This is a genomic window from Clostridium sp. 1001283B150225_161107_B6 (genome assembly GCF_015556325.1).
Taxonomy (GTDB): domain Bacteria; phylum Bacillota; class Clostridia; order Lachnospirales; family Lachnospiraceae; genus Enterocloster.
Genome location: NZ_JADNMD010000013.1, coordinates 56,315 through 74,929, shown reverse-complemented (window position 1 = coordinate 74,929; position 18,615 = coordinate 56,315). Strand labels below are relative to the sequence as shown.

Genomic DNA, 18,615 nt, shown 5'->3' with positions numbered 1-18,615 from the left:
GAAGAATATTATGAAAAAATCAATGTTAATCTGTGGCGTTACCATGTCCGTTATATTATCAGCAGCAATAATGAGCGCCTGCGCCTCATCTACAAAGGAAAGCGCCCCCCCGGCAGTCTCCGGAACAGCAGCTTCATCTGAGGATGCATCGGGCGAGGGGGAATCTCCAAATACAGAAGAGCAAAAGGAGGTTTCGCTTCAGTACAGTACAACATCCACGCCGGGAACCGTCTATGTACAGGCATTTCAGCGAATGGCAGATGAAGTGGAGGAGAAGACCGGCGGAAAGGTGCATGTGGTTATATATGATTCCAGCCAGCTGGGAAATGAGAGTGATGTGGATACAAATGTACTGGACGGCAGTATTGACATGTGCAATACCGGTTCAGGGGAATTGGGAAAGCGCTATCCGGCTTTTAATGTGTTTCAGGCTCCGTATCTGTTTGGAAGCTATGAGCACTTTGAAAAGTTCATAGGCAGTGACGTGGAAAAAGATTTATTTCAGAAGGCAAACCAGAATTTAGGTGTCACTGTATGCGGCACCCAGACCATGGGAGCCAGGTATGTTATTACCACAGGGATAAAGGCCACCACACCTGCGGAGTTTGCCGGGGCCAAGATACGATGCCCTGATATGCCCTCTATCATTTCAACTGTTAATGGTCTAGGGGCAGCCGCCACTCCCATGGCTGCCACGGAGCAGTATCTGGCTATGCAGCAGGGCGTTGTGGATGGTGCTGAACATACATTGTCGGGATTTTCAGCGTGGAATATACAGGAACTATGTAAAGAACTGATGCTTACGAATCATGCCCGTGAAGTAACGTTTACACTTGTATCGCAAAGCTGCCTTGATAAGCTGACCAAGGATAACCAGCAGATACTTCTGGAGGCTATTGATAATGCGGCGTCCTGGGCAAATGAACAGACAAATAAGGAAGAAGAAGGGTTCATGAAGCGGTATCAGGAGGAAAACGGAATCGAGCTTGTAGAAGTAGACGATGCTGCTTTCAGGGAGGCACTGGCGCCTGTTGCTGAAAAGCTGAGTGCAGATGACCCGGAATTGTATGCTGAAATTCAGAAGCTGGAACAGTAATCATAAGGGGATTTTCAGAAAAAGGATGACGATATGGAAAATATAGTTAAGATTATGATTTCCAAGCTGGAATACGTGGAGCGGGTGGTCACTTCTGTTATCTTTTGCTCCATGATGATAGTTGTCACTGCCCAGATTGTCATGCGGTATGCACTTAACAGTCCGTTGTTTTGGAGCGAGGAATTTGCAAGGTACGTATATGTATGGCTGGTATTCATTGGCTCAGCGTATTGTGTGACACAAGACAAGCATGTGGCTGTTACCCTTGTCACGGACCGCCTTCCTGTATTTTGGCAAAAGGTATTGAAAGTTTCCTGTAACCTGCTGGTGGCGGCAGCCTTGATATATATGCTGCCGCACGCGGCAAGATATGCCTTTAAACAGGGTAATCTGTTATCCGGATGCATGCAGATTCCCATGAGCTATGTGTTTGCAGCTATTCCGGCCGGATATGCGCTAGTGGCGGTCCATATGCTCCTTCAAATTATTCTTATTATCAAGGCTGAGCCTGAACAGGAGGTGTTAAAACCATGATAGCCATGATAGTGGTACTTATAGTCCTGATGGTATGCGGGATGCCTATAGGATTCTCTCTGCTGCTGGGCTCCCTTGCATATTTCTTATCAGCAGATGCCTCTCTGAACATTATAGTCCAGAAAATGGCAATGACGGTTGGGGATTCATTCTCCATGATGGCAGTACCGTTTTTCATGTTCGCAGGCGCAGTGATGAATCATAGCGGAATCACAGGACAGATTTTTGGTTTTGCAGACAAGCTTGTGGGGCATATAAGGGGCGGCATGGGGCATGCCAACATCCTGGCGTCCGTCATCTTTGCAGGGATGTCCGGAAGCGCGATTGCGGACACCGGCGGTCTGGGAGCCATAGAGCTTAAGGCAATGAAGGATGCAGGATATGATGATGATTTTTCTCTTGCTATCACAGGGGCGTCCAGTTGTATAGGACCGGTAATTCCTCCAAGCGTACCGTTTGTTATGTACGGAGTGATTGCAGGGGTATCCATAGGGGCACTTTTTATGGCAGGGGTGGTCCCGGGCCTGTGTATGGCATTGGCAATGGCTATTGTTGTCTGGTATCAGGCAAAGAAACGGGGATATGAACCTCATGCGCGTGCCGGTATCAGGGAAATTGGGCATAGTTTTGTCCATTCCTTCTGGGGCCTGCTGGCGCCGGTGATATTGATTGGCGGTATTGTTACCGGTGTATGTACTCCAACGGAGGCTGCTGTTGTAGCCGCCGCATATTCACTGATTATCTCCTTTGCCACCCATAACATAAAAATCAGAGACCTTCCGGCCATTATTGATGAGACAGTTAAGACAACGGCCATGGTCATGCTGATTGCATCCGCCAGCTGTGTATTTGGATGGATTTTGACAGTTGAACAGATTCCGGTACATGCGGCCGCTGCAATATCCTCAATTGTACCAAATAAGATAGTAGCAATATTATTGGTGAACTTATTGTTTCTCGTGGTTGGTATGTTTATGGATGGGACAGCGTCAATTATCATTCTAACCCCTATTCTGGTTCCCCTTATGAGCTCATACGGCATGAATCTGGTGCATTTTGGCGTGCTTATGACAGTGAATGTAATGATTGGCCTTCTGACTCCCCCGGTGGGAATGGTGCTGTATGTGCTGTCCGGTGTGTCGGGCGTTAAGGTGGAATCCATTTCCAGGGCCATGATACCATATATCATAACATTAATTATAGTAGTATTGATTCTTTCGTTTGTACCGCAGTTAGTGTTGTTTCTTCCCGGCCTGATGGGGGCCATATAATCCTATTACTAAAGATAAGTATGATTGACACAAATTTATTGGGTCTGGCAGATATTGCCAGGCCCGGTTTTGCATTAAAAATAATAAAGGCTATTAGAAAATTATCGTGAAAATATCGCAAGAATATCGTAAGTTGACGCAAAACTGTCCCCTGGTCTATAATAGAACCAGGAAAAGAAAAAACAAGGAAAGTGCAGCAAGGGGGAATCCTTGGAGGAGGTTGAATTTCATGAGAAGCATGAAGCGATTGTTATGTCTGGCCCTGGCCACCGGTACGCTGGTTACAGCGATGCCCATCCAGTCCCTGGCATCATCTGATTATAAGTATATCACGAATATTTCCCTGAAGGTGGACATAGACCTGGATTCAGGGGATGAAATCAATGATGGTGACAGCCTGGGAACGGATTCCAGCGACAGCGGGAACAAGGTATACACTTCATCAAACAAATACAGGGTACAGTCAGCAGAGTGGTCCAATAATAAAGAAGTGACCATTGGCGATACACCGAAGATAACCGTATGGCTGGAGCCTGAAAGCTCCAGCAACAGCAACTATGATTACCGTTTCCGCAGCAGCTACAGTTCAGGAAGCGTAAGCGTAAGCGGAGGTACCTTTGTGTCTGCCTCCAAAAGCGGAAGCGACCTTAAGGTGGTAATCAGGGCCAACGGCATCAAGGGAACCTACGACCCGCCGGAAGACGCGGAATGGGGTAACACCCGGGGCAGGGCCAGATGGGAGGAACCGGAGAACGGCGGTTCCGGATACTATGACGTATATTTATACCGCGGCTCATCCGTTGTCAAGAAGCTGGAGGAGTACAAGGGTACATCCTATAATTTTTATCCCTATATGACCAAGGAAGGTGATTATTCCTTTAAGGTAAGGACGGTTCCCCACACAGAGGAGGAAAAGAAGCGGGGTAAGAAGAGTGAATGGACAGAGGCAGGAGACTTGTATATTGCAGAGGATGAAGTCTCTGACGGCACTGGTCAGGAGAATGGCAACGGCAGTACTCCCAGCGGAGGAAACACGGACGTAGGATGGCGCAAGGAAGGCGATACCTGGTATTTTAAATATCCTGACGGCAACTACCAGAAAAACGGCTGGCTGAAATGGAATGAAAAATGGTACCTGTTTGATGAAACCGGCAAAATGATTACTGGCTGGAAACAGACCAACAGCGGATGGTACTACCTGGGTGAAAACGGCGACATGAAGACAGGCTGGGTCAAGTCCAATAATATTTGGTATTACATGAATCCCAACCAGGATGGGCCGGAAGGCGCCATGGTTAAGAACAGCTGGCTTACCATTGACGGAAAGACGTATTTCATGAATGAAAGCGGCGCCATGGTAGAAGGCTGGTACAAGATTCAGGATAACTGGTACTATTTTTATCCGGGACAGGGTCAGAAGGCCGTAAACACGTCCATCAGCGGATTCCAGTTAGATGCCAACGGAGTATGGCAGCATTAAATACAGAGGTTTGTGAGCAATTTGTGGGAAAAAGAGGTATGACGGCATTTTTCATAGATAAAGGAAGGATAGTTGAAAGGAGATGCTATGAAAAGAAGCAGATTTGGTTTTACAGCTGCTGCCGTTTGTTTGATGGTGTTTGGCCTGAGCATGAGTGCTCAGGCTAAAACCACATATAGGCTGGAGATTACCAACCAGTATGACACAGAGGGCGCCAGCAGGGACGACAATGACAAGGACAGGGTACATCCCCTGGAGCCGGATGTGGAAGTGGCTGGGAGTTCCTCTGATGCGCTGGAGCTGGCATCAGATGTGGAGTGGTCCAGGGATTCTCTGAACTGGAGCGCAGGCAATGAAGTGACCGGAACCCTGTATCTGGGCTGTTCCGGAACCCTGAGCAAGGACAGCCTGGAGCTTCATGTGACCAATGGAAGGAATGAAGCAAAGATTTCCTCTGTTAAAAGGTATACGGGAGAGGATTATGAATCGGATTTGGGAAATGTTTATCAGGTGAAATTTAAGTACCAGACAGCTGCCCAGCTGGGAGAAACCAGCTGGGCCGGCTGGGACAGCTCCAATCCCTGTCTTGCCAGATGGAATGCCGTTAAGTATGCCAGCACCTACCGGGTTATTCTCTATGATAACCAGGGGTCTGTGGTGAGCCAGCTGGTGGAAGGCGGTACGGAGTATGATTTTTCACCGTTTATGACAAAGGAGGGAGTGCAGTATTACTTTGAGGTCCAGGCGGTTGCGAGAAACGGAAACCAGCAGGATTATCTTGAGGATGCAGAACCTGTAAGCTCCCTGGCCTCCGGAGCCAGCACACCGGGCATTACCGACGGCCTCTGGGGAGATTATCAGGAGGGCAGGCGTTTTACCTATCAGGATGGGACCATAGCCGCGGACCGGTGGGAGCTTATTATGGGTAAGTGGTATTATTTTAACCCGGAAGGTTACGCTGTCACCGGATGGAACCAGATACAGGATACATGGTATTACATGTATGAGGATGGCGCCATGGCAGCGGGGGTTACAACGCCGGACGGCTATCAGGTAGACGGCAGCGGAGCCTGGATACATTGATGCAAGGGTAACGGATTATGGTTTGTTGCGAAAGGGAGCGTGTAATATGGGGAGACTGAAACAGCAGGCAGTCATTTGGATGTCGGGGGTGCTGTTGGTGTTCATGTGCGGGACGGCTATGGCGTCTTCAAGGACAGAGATAGACAGCATATCCCTGGAGGTAGAGTCAGATATTGAGGCGGGGGACAGTTCCGGCGATGTGGATGTGACCTGTGATTCCAGCGACTATTATGTGGATGATGTGGAGATAACCAACGAGCCGAAAAACGGATGGGATGACGGCCATAGGCCAAAGCTGAAGGTGACGCTGGAGGCAGAGGATGACTATTACTTTTCTTCGGACCTGTCTAAAAATGATGTGGATATAAGAGGAGCGGACGGTAAGGTTACATCTGTTACCAGAAGGAGCAGTACCCTGATTGTGTATATTACCCTGGATTCACTGGACGGCAGCGGAAGCGGGTATGATTTGGATGTCCATGGACTGGAATGGGATGAATCGGACGGCATGGCCAGCTGGGAGGACAGCACAGATGCAAGGAAATATGAAGTAAGGCTTTACCGCAATGAGAATTCCGCTACCTCCGTTCTCACAACCTCGGATACCAGCTATGATTTTTCCGGTTATATCACAAGAAGCGGTGACTATATGTTTAAGGTAAGGGCTGTGTACAATTCCTCTGACAAGGGAAGCTGGGAGGAATCAGACTCCTGGTATGTCTCGTCTGATGAGGCAGATGAAATCAGCAATGGCAGGAGGACACACAGTTCATCCTCCTCCAGTTCCAGTTACAAAGGCGCATGGCTCAGGGATACGGTTGGCTGGTGGTACTGCAACGCGGATAAGAGCTATACGGTAAATAACTGGCAGTACATTGATGACAGGTGGTATTTCTTTAATGCGGCGGGATACATGGTCACGGGCTGGATTGACTGGAACGGCAGGTGGTATTACTGCGGCGATGACGGAGCCATGTATTATGACACCACTACTCCGGACGGGTATTATGTGGGAGATGATGGGGCCTGGGTGCAGTAAATTGCCGGAATAATATTTGTATACATCAAGTATTGAAGTATTATAATACCAGCAGAGAAACGTTATTATGTGCATTGTAAGAGAAACGGTTCCCGGAGAGCAGCAGCTCTTCGGGGATTTTTTTCTCCCCCCAGGGCAACTCATCCGGCCTAAGGGCATGTCACTGCAAAACAGTTGCATTCACACTGAAGAGAAAATATAATGAATCTGTAAGTATAAACCAATGCGCGCAGGGATTACAGGAAGGCGGGGGCAGTGAAGCTGACAATCAACCAGGATATAAACAATACAGAAGATGAAGTCGTCATTAAATGTGCATATGCAGATGAACGCATCACAAGGATGATTGACTACATCCGCCAGCTCTTCTTTTCCCTGGAAGGGGAGAAGGAGGGGAGAACCTACCAGATTCCCGTTGAAGGAATTTTTTATGCGGATTCGGTGGATGGAAAAACATTTATATATAATAAAAATGAGGCATACCTGGTCAGGCAGACACTGACTTCCCTGGAGGAACAGCTGGTGCATACGGCCTTTGTGCGCATCAGCAAAAACTGCCTTATGAATACGGCAAAGCTTAAATGTGTGCAGCCCTATATCAACCACAGAATGCTGGCTGAACTGGAAAATGGGGAGAGATTAATCATTACGAGAAACTATATCGACGGATTAAAAGCAAAATTAAGAAAATAGGGGGATTCAAATGAACCGTATCATAAAAAATTATCTGCCGTCCTTTGTCATCACCTTTACGATTGCTGTCCTCTATTCATGCGCCATGAACCTGGCAGCAGGTTCTCCTTACCTGAGTATACATTATGTAATGGAGCTGACGGCCTTCCTGGCAGCCGTGCAGCTGGTGGAGTGGGGGCTTGAACAGGTGGACTTCAGAAATACCGGGGGATACCTTTTGGCGGAAATCCTTTTGATTTATGGGATGCTGATGGCATTTGCATATTTTGGAAAATGGATACCCTTCCGCCTGGGTCCGGTTTTGCAGCTGACACTGGTTTTCGCAGCTGTCATGGCACTGGTGCACCATTACTTTTGCAGGGTGTCCAGGATGCATGCGGACCAGATAAACAGGATGCTGGGGGAACGGGATGAAAAGGGTATTAGGTAAAGGCACACCCACTGGTCCATGACCGGGAATGGGATTATTGCGCTGCTGCTCTTGACTTCTATAGTAATATAAACTAAAATTGAGAAACGTAGCAGAACGAAGGTTTTGAAAGGACGCATATGGGAATCGTTAAAGCGGCAAAACTGGTATATGAGTATATCAGGCGCGATGAGGAAGAAAATATAGAAGAAGTGAACCGGGCCATTGACGGCGTGGATGTGGATATAAAAAAGGGTGATTTTGTGGCTGTGCTGGGCCATAACGGTTCCGGCAAGTCCACTCTGGCCAAACATATCAACGGTCTTCTGCTGCCCACGGAAGGCACTGTGTGGGTGGGAGACATGGATACCAGGGATGAGGAACATATCTGGGATGTGCGCAAGACAGCAGGCATGGTGTTCCAGAATCCGGATAACCAGATTATTGGCAATATTGTGGAGGAGGACGTGGGCTTTGGGCCGGAGAATATAGGCGTGCCCACAGAGGAGATATGGAAGCGCGTGGAGGCGAGCCTGAAAGCAGTTGGAATGACCGCCTACCGGCTCCAGTCCCCCAATAAGCTCTCAGGAGGACAGAAGCAGAGGGTTGCCATAGCGGGCGTTATGGCCATGAAGCCGGAGTGCATTATTCTGGACGAGCCCACTGCCATGCTGGACCCCAACGGCCGTAGGGAGGTCATTCGTACCATTCATGAGCTAAACCGGGCAGAGGGCATCACGGTCCTGCTGATTACCCATTATATGGAGGAGGCCATTGAGGCTGACAGAATCATCGTTATGGATGATGGAAGGATTGTCATGGACGGACAGCCAAGGGAGATATTCTCCAGGGTCAGGGAGCTGAAAAGCCATGGGCTGGACGTGCCCCAGGTGACGGAGCTGGCCTGGGAGCTTAAGGAGGCAGGGATGCCTCTGACGGATGGAATCCTTAGCAGGGAAGAGCTGGTGGAACAGCTGGTACCCCTTCTGAGATAGAGAGAAGGAGATAGAGGATGTCAATAAAAGCAGTTGATTTGAATTTTGCATATGGCGGCGGTACGGCGTTTGAACAGCATGCCCTGTTTGACGTGAACCTGGAGATTGGGGATGGGGAATTCGTAGGGCTGATTGGACATACGGGTTCCGGCAAATCCACCCTGATTCAGCACTTAAACGGACTGATAAAGGCCAGTGCAGGGGAGCTCTTCTACAATGGGGAGAACATCTACAGCCAGGGTTATGATATGAAGCAGCTGAGAAGCAAGGTGGGCCTGGTGTTCCAGTATCCGGAGCACCAGCTCTTTGAAGTGGACGTGCTGACAGACGTATGCTTCGGACCTAAGAATCAGGGACTGAGCAGGGAGGAGGCTGAGGCCAGGGCCAGGAAGGCACTGGAGCAGGTGGGGCTGGACCCTTCTTATTACAAACAGTCTCCCTTTGAACTGTCCGGAGGCCAGAAACGGCGGGTGGCCATAGCAGGCGTGCTGGCCATGGAACCGGAGGTCCTTATACTGGATGAGCCGACGGCTGGTCTGGACCCAAGGGGGAGGGACGAAATTCTGGACCAGATTGACAGACTTCACCGGGAGCGTCATATGACCATCATACTGGTTTCCCACAGCATGGAAGATGTGGCCAGATATGCGGACCGGCTTATTGTGATGAACCATGGACAGAAGGTATTTGACGGCGCCCCCAGGGAGGTATTCCGCCATTACAAAGAACTGGAGACAATGGGACTGGCTGCGCCCCAGATAACCTATCTGGTCCATGACCTGAAGGCCAGGGGCATTGATATTGACGATGATATTACCACAGTGGCAGAGGCCAGGGAGGCGATTCTGGCGCTGAGGAATAAACTGACAGAAAGCAGCAGGGATAAAAATGTTTAGAGAAATTACATTGGGCCAGTACTATCCGGTGGACTCGGCAGTCCACAGACTGGACCCCAGGACAAAGCTTTTTGGTACCATGGTGTTCATAGCGTCCTTGTTTGTCGCAAATAATATATGGGGCTATGTCATTGCCACGGTGGTGCTGGCAGCTGTGATTAAGATGACCAGGGTGCCGGTCCGTTTCATACTCAAGGGCCTGAAGGCCATCGTGATTCTGCTGCTAATCAGCGTCAGCTTTAACCTGTTCCTTACAGACGGACGTATACTGGTAAAGTTCTGGATTTTTAAGATAACCTTTGAGGGTGTGCGCATGGCCTTTTTTATGGGCCTGAGGCTTATTTACCTGGTCATCGGCTCCTCTGTCATGACTCTGACCACCACGCCCAACCAGCTGACGGACGGCCTGGAAAAGGGTCTTGGCTGTCTGAAACGGTTCAGGGTGCCGGTCCATGAGGTTGCCATGATGATGTCCATTGCCCTCCGGTTCATACCGATTCTGGTGGAGGAAACCGATAAAATCATGAAGGCCCAGATGGCCAGGGGAGCTGATTTTGAGACGGGCAATCTGATACAGAAGGCAAAGGCCATGGTGCCTCTTTTGGTGCCTCTGTTCATCTCCGCCTTCCGCAGGGCCACAGATTTGGCCATGGCCATGGAGGCGCGCTGTTACCGCGGGGGCGACGGCCGTACAAAGATGAAACCCCTGCAGTACCGCCAGGCGGACCATGACGCCTATATGATATATGCCCTGTATTTTGTGGTAATCATAGCGTCCAGGGTTTATCTTTAAACAAGTACAGCGTAAACAGGAAGGTAGGATGAATGAAACGGATACGGCTTGTGGTTGCCTATGACGGCACCCATTATCATGGCTGGCAGATACAGCCCGGGGCAGTGACCATTGAATCAGTGCTGAATGAAGCCCTTACCCAGCTTATGAGAGAACCCATTCAGGTCATAGGAGCCAGCAGGACAGATTCAGGCGTTCATTCCAGGGGTAATGTGGCTGTTTTTGACACCGAAAGCCAGATGCCCCCGGATAAAATCTGTATGGCCCTGAACCAGAGGCTTCCGGAGGATATCCGGGTCCAGGTGTCAGAAGAAGTGCCCTCTGACTGGCATCCCAGGAAATGTGCCTGTGTTAAGACCTATGAATACAGAATTTTAAACCGGAGAATCAACATGCCCATGGAGCGCCTGTACTCCCATTTCTGTTATTTTAAGCTGGATGTGGACAGGATGCAGGAGGCCGCGGCCATGCTGACAGGGGAACATGATTTTAAAAGCTTCTGCAGTGTCCGTACGCAGGTGACGGATACGGTGAGGACCATATATACCATTGATGTGGCAAAAAATGCCGATGATATAATCAGCATACGGGTGACCGGTAACGGTTTCCTTTACAATATGGTGCGTATCATAGCAGGGACTCTGATGGCGGTGGGAACCGGCCAGATACGGCCGGAGGACATGACGTCCATTCTGGAGGCAAGGGACCGGCGGGCAGCAGGGCCCACAGCGCCTGCCAGAGGGCTTACCCTGATAGAAATGAAATATGACCTGTAAATGCCGGAATATCTTTGTTTTTCGGCATTTTTTCTTTGCAAAGTGGTTGACAGGGAGTGTTTGGTATTATATAATATAAAACTGTGACATTAGCAAAGAATGCTCATCCAAAGCCCCGGAGTGAGCACTTTGATTGATAAATACTTCCCATATTTATCAGGCATATAGCGGGCATCCGTTGGATGTCAGGTGTATAACAAGGTTGAGATTAACAGGAGGTTAACCAATGAAGAGTTTTATGGCTAGTCCAGCGACAATTGAAAGAAAATGGTATGTAGTTGATGCTACAGGATATACATTAGGACGTCTGTCTTCAGAGATAGCAAAGGTTTTAAGAGGAAAGAACAAGCCGATTTTCACACCTCATATGGATTGCGGCGATTATGTAATCGTTGTAAACGCTGAGAAGATTAAGGTAACCGGCAAGAAGTTAGACCAGAAGATTTATTACAATCACTCTGATTACGTAGGCGGCATGAGAGAGACAACCCTGCGTGAATTGATGGCTAAGAAGCCTGAGAAGGTTATCGAGTTAGCAGTTAAGGGTATGCTTCCAAAGGGACCTCTGGGAAGAAGCATGTTTGGCAAGCTTCATGTATATGCAGGCCCAGACCATGAGCAGGCAGCACAGAAACCAGAAGTTTTAACATTTTAATGAGGATTGGAGGAAGAAAGTATCATGGCTAACGCAAAATTTTACGGAACAGGCAGAAGAAAAAAATCCATCGCCAGAGTATATTTAGTACCAGGTACCGGCAACATCACCATCAACAAGAGAGATATCAACGAGTATCTTGGTCTTGAGACTTTAAAGGTTATTGTTCGCCAGCCATTAGTAGCTACTGAGACTACTGATAAATTTGATGTAATGGTTAACGTTCGCGGCGGCGGCACAACAGGACAGGCCGGTGCAATCCGTCACGGCATCTCCAGAGCTCTCCTTCAGGTAGACGCTGATTACAGACCAGCACTGAAGAAAGCTGGTTTCTTAACAAGAGACCCAAGAATGAAAGAGAGAAAGAAGTACGGCTTAAAGGCAGCCCGTCGTGCTCCACAGTTCTCCAAACGTTAATTTTTGGAGTCAGGCATCCGGTTCATCCCGGTATGTCCCGGCAAAACGTATACAGGACCTTTCGGAGGAAATCCTCCGGAAGGTCTTTTTGGCTTATAGGAAACAGCAGAACCGGCAAACAGCAGAACAGGGATGCCCGGACCTTCCGGCCCAGGCATCCCTGTTCTTGTGTGTGATGTGCAAATATCAAATTACCGTACCCCGAACTTGGTACCACGTCTGAGTGTTCCGTTGCTGTTCCACTCCGTATAAACATATGGACCGCCATCGGTGGTTCCGTTTTCGGTGAATGTGTGGCTCTGACCATTGTAGGTGCGTTCTCCGGTCTTCAGCTTACAGCTGTTGTTGTCGAAGTAGTAGACATTGCCGTTAATCTTCATGATGCCGCCCTGGAGCTCGCCTGTATCAGCGGCATAGTACCAGGTACCGTCCCTCTGAATCCATCCGGTACGCATAATCTGGTCCTCTCCAAAGAAGAACCAGTGGTTCTTGTAGTTCACCCAGTTATTGGTACAGTAATCTCCGGAACCCCACTGATATTTTGTTCCCTGTGAAGTGTGAACAAATCCTGCAGCAAATGATGTCATAGCGCTTCCTGCGGCCAGGGCCATGGAAAGGGCTGCGACTGCTAAATATTTCTTTTTCATAAGAAGTATGCCTCCTTGCGGTTTATATTAGTGTATTGCTTTTTCTGAGTTGATTCTACACCATGGAGCGGCTCCAAGGTCAATACAGTTAATATATTCGTAAGGATACGGAAAAGTTTCAGAAAGGTTCAGGCCCCCCTGGAGGACGCCTGCCTTAAATCCAGCCTCCGTCCAGCCCTATGACCTGTCCGGTAAGGTAGGATTCCTTATAACCAAGGTGATAAACCAAATCAGCCACCTCCTCGGCCCGTCCCAGACGGCCGGAGGGAATCTCGTCCACCAGGGCGATGAGGTCGTCCTCCTCCATCCACTGGTTCATCTCCGTGTCAATGGCGCCGCAGGCAATGGCGTTGACCTGGATGTTGCTGGGGGCCAGCTCCTTTGCCAGGGCCTTTGTAAGGGCGTTGATACCGCCCTTGGTGGCCGAGTATGCTGTCTCGCAGGAAGCGCCCACCACACCCCACACTGAGGATATATTGATGATTTTGCCCTGTTTCTGTGAAATCATATAGGGGACTGCCAGCTTGCAGCAATTAAAAACAGATGTCAGGTTCGTGCGCAGCATGCGCTCCCAGTCCTCCGTCGACATATCCTGCAGAAGGCCTATATAAGAGATGCCGGCATTGTTCACAAGGACGTCCACGCCCCCGAACATCTTCTTAATTCTGCCAAACAGCTCCTCGCAGCATTCCATATTGCCCATATCACCCTTGTATGCCAGGCAGGGAACCTGGAACGATTCAATCTCCTTCTGGGTCTGCATCAGCAGTTCTTCCCTGCGCACACAGCTGATGGCTACATTATAACCCTTCTTTGCAAACTTAACTGCCACGGCCTTGCCGATGCCCCTGGAGGCTCCGGTGACCAGTACGGTTTTACGCGGCATAAAATACACATCCTTTCTAATATGGATTATAACATATTTTACCATACCAATGATAGAATTGTAAGAAATTGAATTGTAATAAGTAAATTATCTGTGATATAATAATTACAAATTGTTTAAAATAGTAAGAACATTGGCTTAAATTGAATATAAGGAAAAGGTGAAACTATGTCTCATATTTATGATTTGATTATTATCGGCTCAGGACCGGCAGGTCTTGCAGCTGCTGTTTATGCCCAGAGGGCAAAGCTGGATACACTTGTGGTGGAAAAGGCCATGGTCAGCGGAGGGCAGGTCCTGACCACATATGAGGTGGATAACTATCCCGGACTTCCCGGCATCGGCGGATACGACCTGGGACTTAAGTTCCGGGAGCATGCGGACCGTCTGGGCGCCCGGTTTGCAGAGGACGAGGTGCTGAGCATTGAGGACGGAGGCAGGGGCGCTGTCAAGCGCGTTGTGTGCCAGGGAGACACCTACGAGGCCAGGGCCCTTATACTTGCCACAGGGGCTGTCCACAGGAAACTGGGGGTGCCGGGAGAGGAAGAACTGGCGGGAGCCGGCGTTTCCTACTGCGCCACCTGCGACGGAGCATTTTTCCGCAATAAGGTAACGGCTGTTATTGGAGGCGGCGATGTGGCTGTGGAGGATGCTATTTTCCTGGCGCGTATGTGCAGCAAGGTATATCTGGTTCACAGGAGAAATGAGCTGCGGGCAGCCAAGAGCCTGCAGGAGAGTCTTCTGGCACTGGATAATGTGGAGGTAATCTGGGACACGGTGGCTGACAGCATCAATGGGGACGGAATGGTAAAGAGCCTTTCCGTGACCAATGTTAAGACCGGCCTGAAAACGGAACTGGAAGTACAGGGCGTGTTCATTGCAGTCGGCATATCGCCGGAGAGCAGGGCTTTTGAGGGACTGGTGGATATGGACCACGGCTATATCAGGGCCGGGGAAGACACCGTCACATCAGCGCCCGGCATATTTGCCGCAGGTGACGTGAGAACCAAGCCGCTGCGTCAGATTATTACGGCTGCTGCGGACGGGGCAAATGCAATAACCAGTGTGGAGCGGTATCTGGTAGAGAATTAGGGGAGGCAGGCTACAGATGAATAACTGGAAGAAAGTAATCGTGCTCAGCGGTCTGTGCAGCTGTGCGCTTTCGGTGAACGCTCTGGCGTCCACAAACCTGGAGACAGGCTCATCGCTGGCCGGTATTTCCGTTGCGCTTAACAATTATTATGCGGGGAACACAGAGCCGGAAAAGCAGCTGGCTTCATCCTATTCCAATATACAGAACAAGGCTGCCCAGTCAGGCGCCGGCGCCGGTACTGCAAAGGGCGGTTCCGGCAGCAGCCAGGGCGGCAATCAGGGGAGCGGCCAGTCCGGCAGTGCATCCGGAGATTCCGGCAAGGCCAGTGCCGCCCGGGAAACCGCATCCAAACCAAAGTCCTCATCCTATGATAATATTGCCGTGTCAAAAGTAAGCGGAACGGTAAACATCCGTACAGAGGCCAACACCAGCAGCGGCGTAACCGGCAAGATTAACAATGACTGTGCGGCAACCATTCTGGATACGGTGGACGGAGAGGGCGGCAAATGGTACAAGATTCAGTCCGGTTCCGTCACCGGCTACATAAAGGCAGATTACTTTGTCACAGGACAGCAGGCGGAATCCAGGGCCAAGCAGGTAGGAACCACCTACGGCACCATTGTGGGCACTCCCAGCCTGCGACTGAGGCAGAGTCCTGACATGGAGGGAAAGACGCTGACGCTGCTGTCGGAGGGCGCCCATTATGTGGTTACGGGCGAGGAAGGGGATTTCCTGAAGGTTCAGGTGGATTCGGATTTGGAAGGCTACGTGTTTAAGGAATACATGAAGACCAGCGTGGAGTTTAACAAGGCAGTGTCGGTGGAGGAGGAGAAGGCCAAAGAGGCAGAGGAGGCCAAGCGCAAGGAAGAAGCGGAGAAGGCCCTGAAGGCTTTGGAGGACGCCAAGAAGGCGGATGCGGCCAAAAAGACAACAGCAGCCGCCACAAAGGCTGAGAAGACCACGGAAGCACCGGCTACCACAGCTGCGAAGAAGGAAGAGACAAAGGGAACGGATGCCATTACAACCATAGCCGCCAATCCTGAGAACGGCAAGGACAGCACGGTTGCGGCTCCCACAACAGCAAAAGCAGCTGAGACAGTGGACAGCAAGGGTCCGGGTTCTCCGGGCGGCACCTCCACAGAGGTGGCCTCTGCTACCCGCAACGCAGTGGTGGCATATGCAAAGCAGTTCCTGGGCAACCCCTATGTGTACGGCGGGACAAGCCTTACAAGCGGGGCGGACTGCTCCGGCTTCACCCAGAGCGTATTCTCACATTTTGGCATCAGCACGGGAAGAAGCTCCAGGGACCAGGCTGCCAGAGGAAGGTCCATATCAGTCAGCGATGCAAAGCCGGGAGATTTGCTGTTCTATGCCAGCGGCGACTACATTAACCATGTGGCTATCTACATCGGCGGCGGACAGGTTATCCACGCCAGCAATCCTACCACTGGTATCTGCATTACGCCGGCAAACTACAGGACGCCCTGCAAGGCTGTGACGTTTTTGGATTAACAGATGGCATTAAAGATATGACCGGTATATGAACATAGAACAAGGCTTCTGCAAATTCGGAATGACTACGGATTTGCAGAAGCCTTTGCTGTTGAAATGCTGCCGTTGCATCAATTGTTTTTTGGGCCTTACCCGTTTTTTGTGTATTCCTGGATAGAGTCTGATGACAGAATCAGGTGGCGTCCGGCCAGGGCATATACCTTTTCAAAATCGCATGTAATGATACACACAGTATTGCCATTGTTGGCTATACGCTGAAGCGCGTTTTTCAACACATAAAATGTTTCGTAATCAATATACTTTTCAGGATTGACACAAAAAATAATTTTTTTCCTGAGAAACTCGTACCGGTAAAGATACATGGCCAGCTTTTCCTTTTTTGGCAGGTGGCGGCAGGAGGACCTGGCTTTAATGCCTTCGGTTTCATATTCGGCCAGAAATGCCTGTTCCATATACTGCATCCTGGCCTGTTTTAATATGCCTAAGGGACCGGCGGCTTTTCTGTAATTGCTGATGCAGATATTATCTCTGGTAGGGAGCGGCTCAAAAATACAGTCATCCAATTCAAACCCCGCCTTAATCAGGGAGTGGCAGCCTTCATTTTTTATAATTTGACCATATACGGATATAGAACCGGATGCTGTCTTCTGTGGATGGAACATGGAATCCAGGAGCTGTGAGGAAACATTGCGGAACAAATCAAAAATAGTCACAATTTCACCTTCGTGCAGATGAAAGGAAATATTATACAAGGAGTCATGACAGAGTCCGTCCACCCGGAGGGATATCTCACCGGAGGCCTGGGAGGATGTTTCACGGTAAATAATGGGACGGCTGTACAAGGTGGATATATCCACTGTATTTCTCTTCTCATTATAAATCCATTTGATGGTCCGGTGGTCAGCCATAAAGTATATCCGGTCGGAAAAGAGCTGGAGCTGGTTGATATCACAGGAGGTAATGAGAAAGGAAATGGACTTTGCCTTCAGATATTGGAACATCCCGGAAAACTGAGGCGCCTGAAAAAAGGAAAGAGGAATGTCATCCAGGATAATCAGCTTTGCGCCAAGAATGTAGGCCTTCAGGATTTCCACCAGATACTGCTCTGTCTTTGTCAGGTTGCACACTTTTTCCTGGGGGGATATGGACAGCCCCAATTCACGCATCCAGTTCAGGGTTTCATGCAGTATGAGTTTTCTGTGTACAAGGTATGTTCCGTATTTGTGTCTTCGTATCACGAAAATATTCTCCATGACAGTAAGGGAAGGAATCAGGGAACTGTTCTTCTGTACCAATGCAGTACTGGCAGAGAGTATGCGGTGGGATGCCGGATTTTCCTCATAGTAGAATTTTCCTTCAGAGGGGGCTGCTTGTCCGGAGAGAATCAGTGAAAGCAGGGTCTTGCCGGAATCATGAAGGCCCATAAGACCCAGGGATTCCCCCTTATACTGGTAAAGGTCCAGGTGGTCAATAAGGCAGGAATGGTCTTTTTGAAAGCACAGACCCTGTATACGGTATAGTTCCTCAGGCATGGGCATTTCCTCCGGCATGAGTATTTCCTCCGGACATGGAAAAGTCATCCGACTGAATGGATATATAAGGGATATGGATTTCCACGTCTGTTCCGAGAGAAGGAGTGCTGGATACGTGAAGTCCGTAGTCCTCTCCAAACACCAGCTTCAGTCTGCGGTTGACATTCCACAGCGCAATTCCGGTGCTCTTTTTGCCGGATGCGGGAGAGACATGGTATTCCTGGTTCAGTGACTGGTTGAGCTTCTGCAGGGTGGATGAATCCATGCCTTTGCCATTGTCGGATATGCGTATGTTGATATGCTTTTTCGTAGACACAGCCTCTATGGTGATGATTCCCTGGCCGGCTATTTCCGTAAATGCATGAACAATGCTGTTTTCCACTATGGGCTGCAGGGTCAGCTTTGGAAGCACTGCGTCCAGGATGCTGTCCCAGGCATCCGGCAGATTCACATTGAGAAGAAAACGGTTCCTGAACCGGTACTGCTGAATCTTCATGTAATTGTTAATAACATTGATTTCGTCGTTTAAGGTGGCAAAATCACTTTTTGTGCTGATGCTGTAACGGAAGAAGTTTGAGAGGGAGTAAGTGATATCCGCTATCTCCGGCATTTCGTTCAATACGGCCTGGGCACGAATACATTCCAGGGAATTGTAAAGAAAATGCGGGTTTATCTGATTTTGAAGGGTCAGAAGCTCGGTCTGTTTTTTGAGGATTTCATTTTCGTAATACCTGGCCCTGTCTATCATGGCTGCCTGGGTATGCTCATCCAGAAGCTTCTGTAATTTTTTTTCTGTGAGAAATTTCAT

At 49.4% G+C, this 18,615-nt stretch carries 20 protein-coding genes; 16 read left to right on the top strand and 4 right to left on the bottom strand.

Annotation, left to right across the window (positions count from 1 at the left end):
* Positions 1 to 10: 10 nt before the first annotated feature.
* The 14 genes from I2H39_RS23365 to rpsI all read left to right on the top strand — a co-directional run bounded on the left by I2H39_RS23365 (position 11) and on the right by rpsI (position 12,137).
* The gene (locus I2H39_RS23365; RefSeq protein WP_138309930.1) at positions 11 to 1,096 is read left to right on the top strand and encodes a sialic acid TRAP transporter substrate-binding protein SiaP; all 1,086 of its coding nucleotides are present in this window, start codon (positions 11 to 13) and stop codon (positions 1,094 to 1,096) included.
* Positions 1,097 to 1,129: 33 nt separating this feature from the next.
* A complete protein-coding gene (locus I2H39_RS23360; RefSeq protein ID WP_138309931.1) occupies positions 1,130 to 1,630 on the top strand; it encodes a TRAP transporter small permease in 501 nt (166 codons plus the stop codon).
* Positions 1,627 to 2,901, top strand: a complete 1,275-nt coding sequence (locus I2H39_RS23355) for a TRAP transporter large permease (protein ID WP_138309932.1) — start codon at positions 1,627 to 1,629, stop codon at positions 2,899 to 2,901. The genes I2H39_RS23360 and I2H39_RS23355 overlap by 4 nt, the downstream gene beginning before the upstream one ends.
* A gap of 229 nt (positions 2,902 to 3,130) precedes the next feature.
* A complete protein-coding gene (locus I2H39_RS23350; RefSeq protein WP_138309933.1) occupies positions 3,131 to 4,381 on the top strand; it encodes an N-acetylmuramoyl-L-alanine amidase family protein in 1,251 nt (416 codons plus the stop codon).
* An 87-nt stretch (positions 4,382 to 4,468) separates the two neighbouring features.
* Positions 4,469 to 5,464, top strand: coding sequence for a hypothetical protein (locus I2H39_RS23345; protein WP_195627652.1), 996 nt, complete (start codon positions 4,469 to 4,471; stop codon positions 5,462 to 5,464).
* Between the two features lie 46 nt (positions 5,465 to 5,510).
* Positions 5,511 to 6,503, top strand: a complete 993-nt coding sequence (locus I2H39_RS23340) for a hypothetical protein (protein WP_195627651.1) — start codon at positions 5,511 to 5,513, stop codon at positions 6,501 to 6,503.
* A 255-nt stretch (positions 6,504 to 6,758) separates the two neighbouring features.
* The gene (locus I2H39_RS23335) at positions 6,759 to 7,196 is read left to right on the top strand and encodes a LytTR family DNA-binding domain-containing protein (RefSeq protein ID WP_138309936.1); all 438 of its coding nucleotides are present in this window, start codon (positions 6,759 to 6,761) and stop codon (positions 7,194 to 7,196) included.
* 10 nt (positions 7,197 to 7,206) lie between these two features.
* Positions 7,207 to 7,626, top strand: coding sequence for a DUF3021 family protein (locus I2H39_RS23330; RefSeq protein ID WP_138309937.1), 420 nt, complete (start codon positions 7,207 to 7,209; stop codon positions 7,624 to 7,626).
* A 119-nt stretch (positions 7,627 to 7,745) separates the two neighbouring features.
* The gene (locus I2H39_RS23325; protein ID WP_138309938.1) at positions 7,746 to 8,600 is read left to right on the top strand and encodes an energy-coupling factor transporter ATPase; all 855 of its coding nucleotides are present in this window, start codon (positions 7,746 to 7,748) and stop codon (positions 8,598 to 8,600) included.
* A gap of 17 nt (positions 8,601 to 8,617) precedes the next feature.
* A complete protein-coding gene (locus I2H39_RS23320) occupies positions 8,618 to 9,496 on the top strand; it encodes an energy-coupling factor transporter ATPase (RefSeq protein ID WP_195627650.1) in 879 nt (292 codons plus the stop codon).
* The gene (locus I2H39_RS23315) at positions 9,489 to 10,289 is read left to right on the top strand and encodes an energy-coupling factor transporter transmembrane component T (protein ID WP_138309940.1); all 801 of its coding nucleotides are present in this window, start codon (positions 9,489 to 9,491) and stop codon (positions 10,287 to 10,289) included. Before I2H39_RS23320 ends, I2H39_RS23315 begins: the two co-directional genes overlap by 8 nt.
* A gap of 32 nt (positions 10,290 to 10,321) precedes the next feature.
* The gene (gene truA / locus I2H39_RS23310) at positions 10,322 to 11,065 is read left to right on the top strand and encodes a tRNA pseudouridine(38-40) synthase TruA (protein ID WP_138309941.1); all 744 of its coding nucleotides are present in this window, start codon (positions 10,322 to 10,324) and stop codon (positions 11,063 to 11,065) included.
* A 226-nt stretch (positions 11,066 to 11,291) separates the two neighbouring features.
* Positions 11,292 to 11,720, top strand: a complete 429-nt coding sequence (gene rplM / locus I2H39_RS23305) for a 50S ribosomal protein L13 (RefSeq protein WP_002566477.1) — start codon at positions 11,292 to 11,294, stop codon at positions 11,718 to 11,720.
* Positions 11,721 to 11,744: 24 nt separating this feature from the next.
* A complete protein-coding gene (rpsI, locus tag I2H39_RS23300) occupies positions 11,745 to 12,137 on the top strand; it encodes a 30S ribosomal protein S9 (protein WP_002566476.1) in 393 nt (130 codons plus the stop codon).
* 191 nt (positions 12,138 to 12,328) lie between these two features.
* Here rpsI and I2H39_RS23295 read toward each other — a convergent pair whose 3' ends face one another.
* Together I2H39_RS23295 and I2H39_RS23290 are read right to left on the bottom strand one after the other, a co-directional pair.
* Positions 12,329 to 12,784 carry a hypothetical protein gene (locus I2H39_RS23295; protein WP_195627649.1) on the bottom strand — a complete coding sequence of 152 codons (456 nt, stop codon included), beginning with the start codon at positions 12,782 to 12,784 and terminating at the stop codon, positions 12,329 to 12,331.
* Positions 12,785 to 12,938: 154 nt separating this feature from the next.
* Positions 12,939 to 13,670 (bottom strand): SDR family oxidoreductase, encoded by a 732-nt coding sequence (locus I2H39_RS23290; protein ID WP_138309943.1) that lies wholly within the window; start codon positions 13,668 to 13,670, stop codon positions 12,939 to 12,941.
* Positions 13,671 to 13,838: 168 nt separating this feature from the next.
* On the opposite strand from I2H39_RS23290, the gene trxB reads away from it, so the two are divergent.
* Positions 13,839 to 14,762: a thioredoxin-disulfide reductase gene (trxB, locus tag I2H39_RS23285; RefSeq protein WP_138309944.1), complete on the top strand. Its 924-nt coding sequence runs from the start codon at positions 13,839 to 13,841 to the stop codon at positions 14,760 to 14,762.
* 16 nt (positions 14,763 to 14,778) lie between these two features.
* Positions 14,779 to 16,275: an SH3 domain-containing C40 family peptidase gene (locus tag I2H39_RS23280; protein ID WP_195627648.1), complete on the top strand. Its 1,497-nt coding sequence runs from the start codon at positions 14,779 to 14,781 to the stop codon at positions 16,273 to 16,275.
* 128 nt (positions 16,276 to 16,403) lie between these two features.
* Here I2H39_RS23280 and I2H39_RS23275 read toward each other — a convergent pair whose 3' ends face one another.
* Positions 16,404 to 17,825, bottom strand: coding sequence for an ATP-binding cassette domain-containing protein (locus I2H39_RS23275; RefSeq protein WP_195627647.1), 1,422 nt, complete (start codon positions 17,823 to 17,825; stop codon positions 16,404 to 16,406).
* Positions 17,800 to 18,615: a histidine kinase gene (locus I2H39_RS23270; RefSeq protein WP_195627646.1), complete on the bottom strand. Its 816-nt coding sequence runs from the start codon at positions 18,613 to 18,615 to the stop codon at positions 17,800 to 17,802. The genes I2H39_RS23275 and I2H39_RS23270 overlap by 26 nt, the downstream gene beginning before the upstream one ends.

Bases quoted from the DNA above. Each gene is read 5' to 3' on its own strand.
- I2H39_RS23365 (WP_138309930.1), top strand. From the start codon at position 11: ATGAAAAAATCAATGTTAATCTGTGGCGTTACCATGTCCGTTATATTA.
- I2H39_RS23360 (WP_138309931.1), top strand. From the start codon at position 1,130: ATGGAAAATATAGTTAAGATTATGATTTCCAAGCTGGAATACGTGGAG.
- I2H39_RS23355 (WP_138309932.1), top strand. From the start codon at position 1,627: ATGATAGCCATGATAGTGGTACTTATAGTCCTGATGGTATGCGGGATG.
- I2H39_RS23350 (WP_138309933.1), top strand. From the start codon at position 3,131: ATGAGAAGCATGAAGCGATTGTTATGTCTGGCCCTGGCCACCGGTACG.
- I2H39_RS23345 (WP_195627652.1), top strand. From the start codon at position 4,469: ATGAAAAGAAGCAGATTTGGTTTTACAGCTGCTGCCGTTTGTTTGATG.
- I2H39_RS23340 (WP_195627651.1), top strand. From the start codon at position 5,511: ATGGGGAGACTGAAACAGCAGGCAGTCATTTGGATGTCGGGGGTGCTG.
- I2H39_RS23330 (WP_138309937.1), top strand. From the start codon at position 7,207: ATGAACCGTATCATAAAAAATTATCTGCCGTCCTTTGTCATCACCTTT.
- I2H39_RS23325 (WP_138309938.1), top strand. From the start codon at position 7,746: ATGGGAATCGTTAAAGCGGCAAAACTGGTATATGAGTATATCAGGCGC.
- I2H39_RS23320 (WP_195627650.1), top strand. From the start codon at position 8,618: ATGTCAATAAAAGCAGTTGATTTGAATTTTGCATATGGCGGCGGTACG.
- I2H39_RS23315 (WP_138309940.1), top strand. From the start codon at position 9,489: ATGTTTAGAGAAATTACATTGGGCCAGTACTATCCGGTGGACTCGGCA.
- truA (WP_138309941.1), top strand. From the start codon at position 10,322: ATGAAACGGATACGGCTTGTGGTTGCCTATGACGGCACCCATTATCAT.
- rplM (WP_002566477.1), top strand. From the start codon at position 11,292: ATGAAGAGTTTTATGGCTAGTCCAGCGACAATTGAAAGAAAATGGTAT.
- rpsI (WP_002566476.1), top strand. From the start codon at position 11,745: ATGGCTAACGCAAAATTTTACGGAACAGGCAGAAGAAAAAAATCCATC.
- I2H39_RS23295 (WP_195627649.1), bottom strand. From the start codon at position 12,784: ATGAAAAAGAAATATTTAGCAGTCGCAGCCCTTTCCATGGCCCTGGCC.
- I2H39_RS23290 (WP_138309943.1), bottom strand. From the start codon at position 13,670: ATGCCGCGTAAAACCGTACTGGTCACCGGAGCCTCCAGGGGCATCGGC.
- trxB (WP_138309944.1), top strand. From the start codon at position 13,839: ATGTCTCATATTTATGATTTGATTATTATCGGCTCAGGACCGGCAGGT.
- I2H39_RS23280 (WP_195627648.1), top strand. From the start codon at position 14,779: ATGAATAACTGGAAGAAAGTAATCGTGCTCAGCGGTCTGTGCAGCTGT.
- I2H39_RS23275 (WP_195627647.1), bottom strand. From the start codon at position 17,825: ATGCCGGAGGAAATGCCCATGCCTGAGGAACTATACCGTATACAGGGT.
- I2H39_RS23270 (WP_195627646.1), bottom strand. From the start codon at position 18,615: ATGAAATTTCTCACAGAAAAAAAATTACAGAAGCTTCTGGATGAGCAT.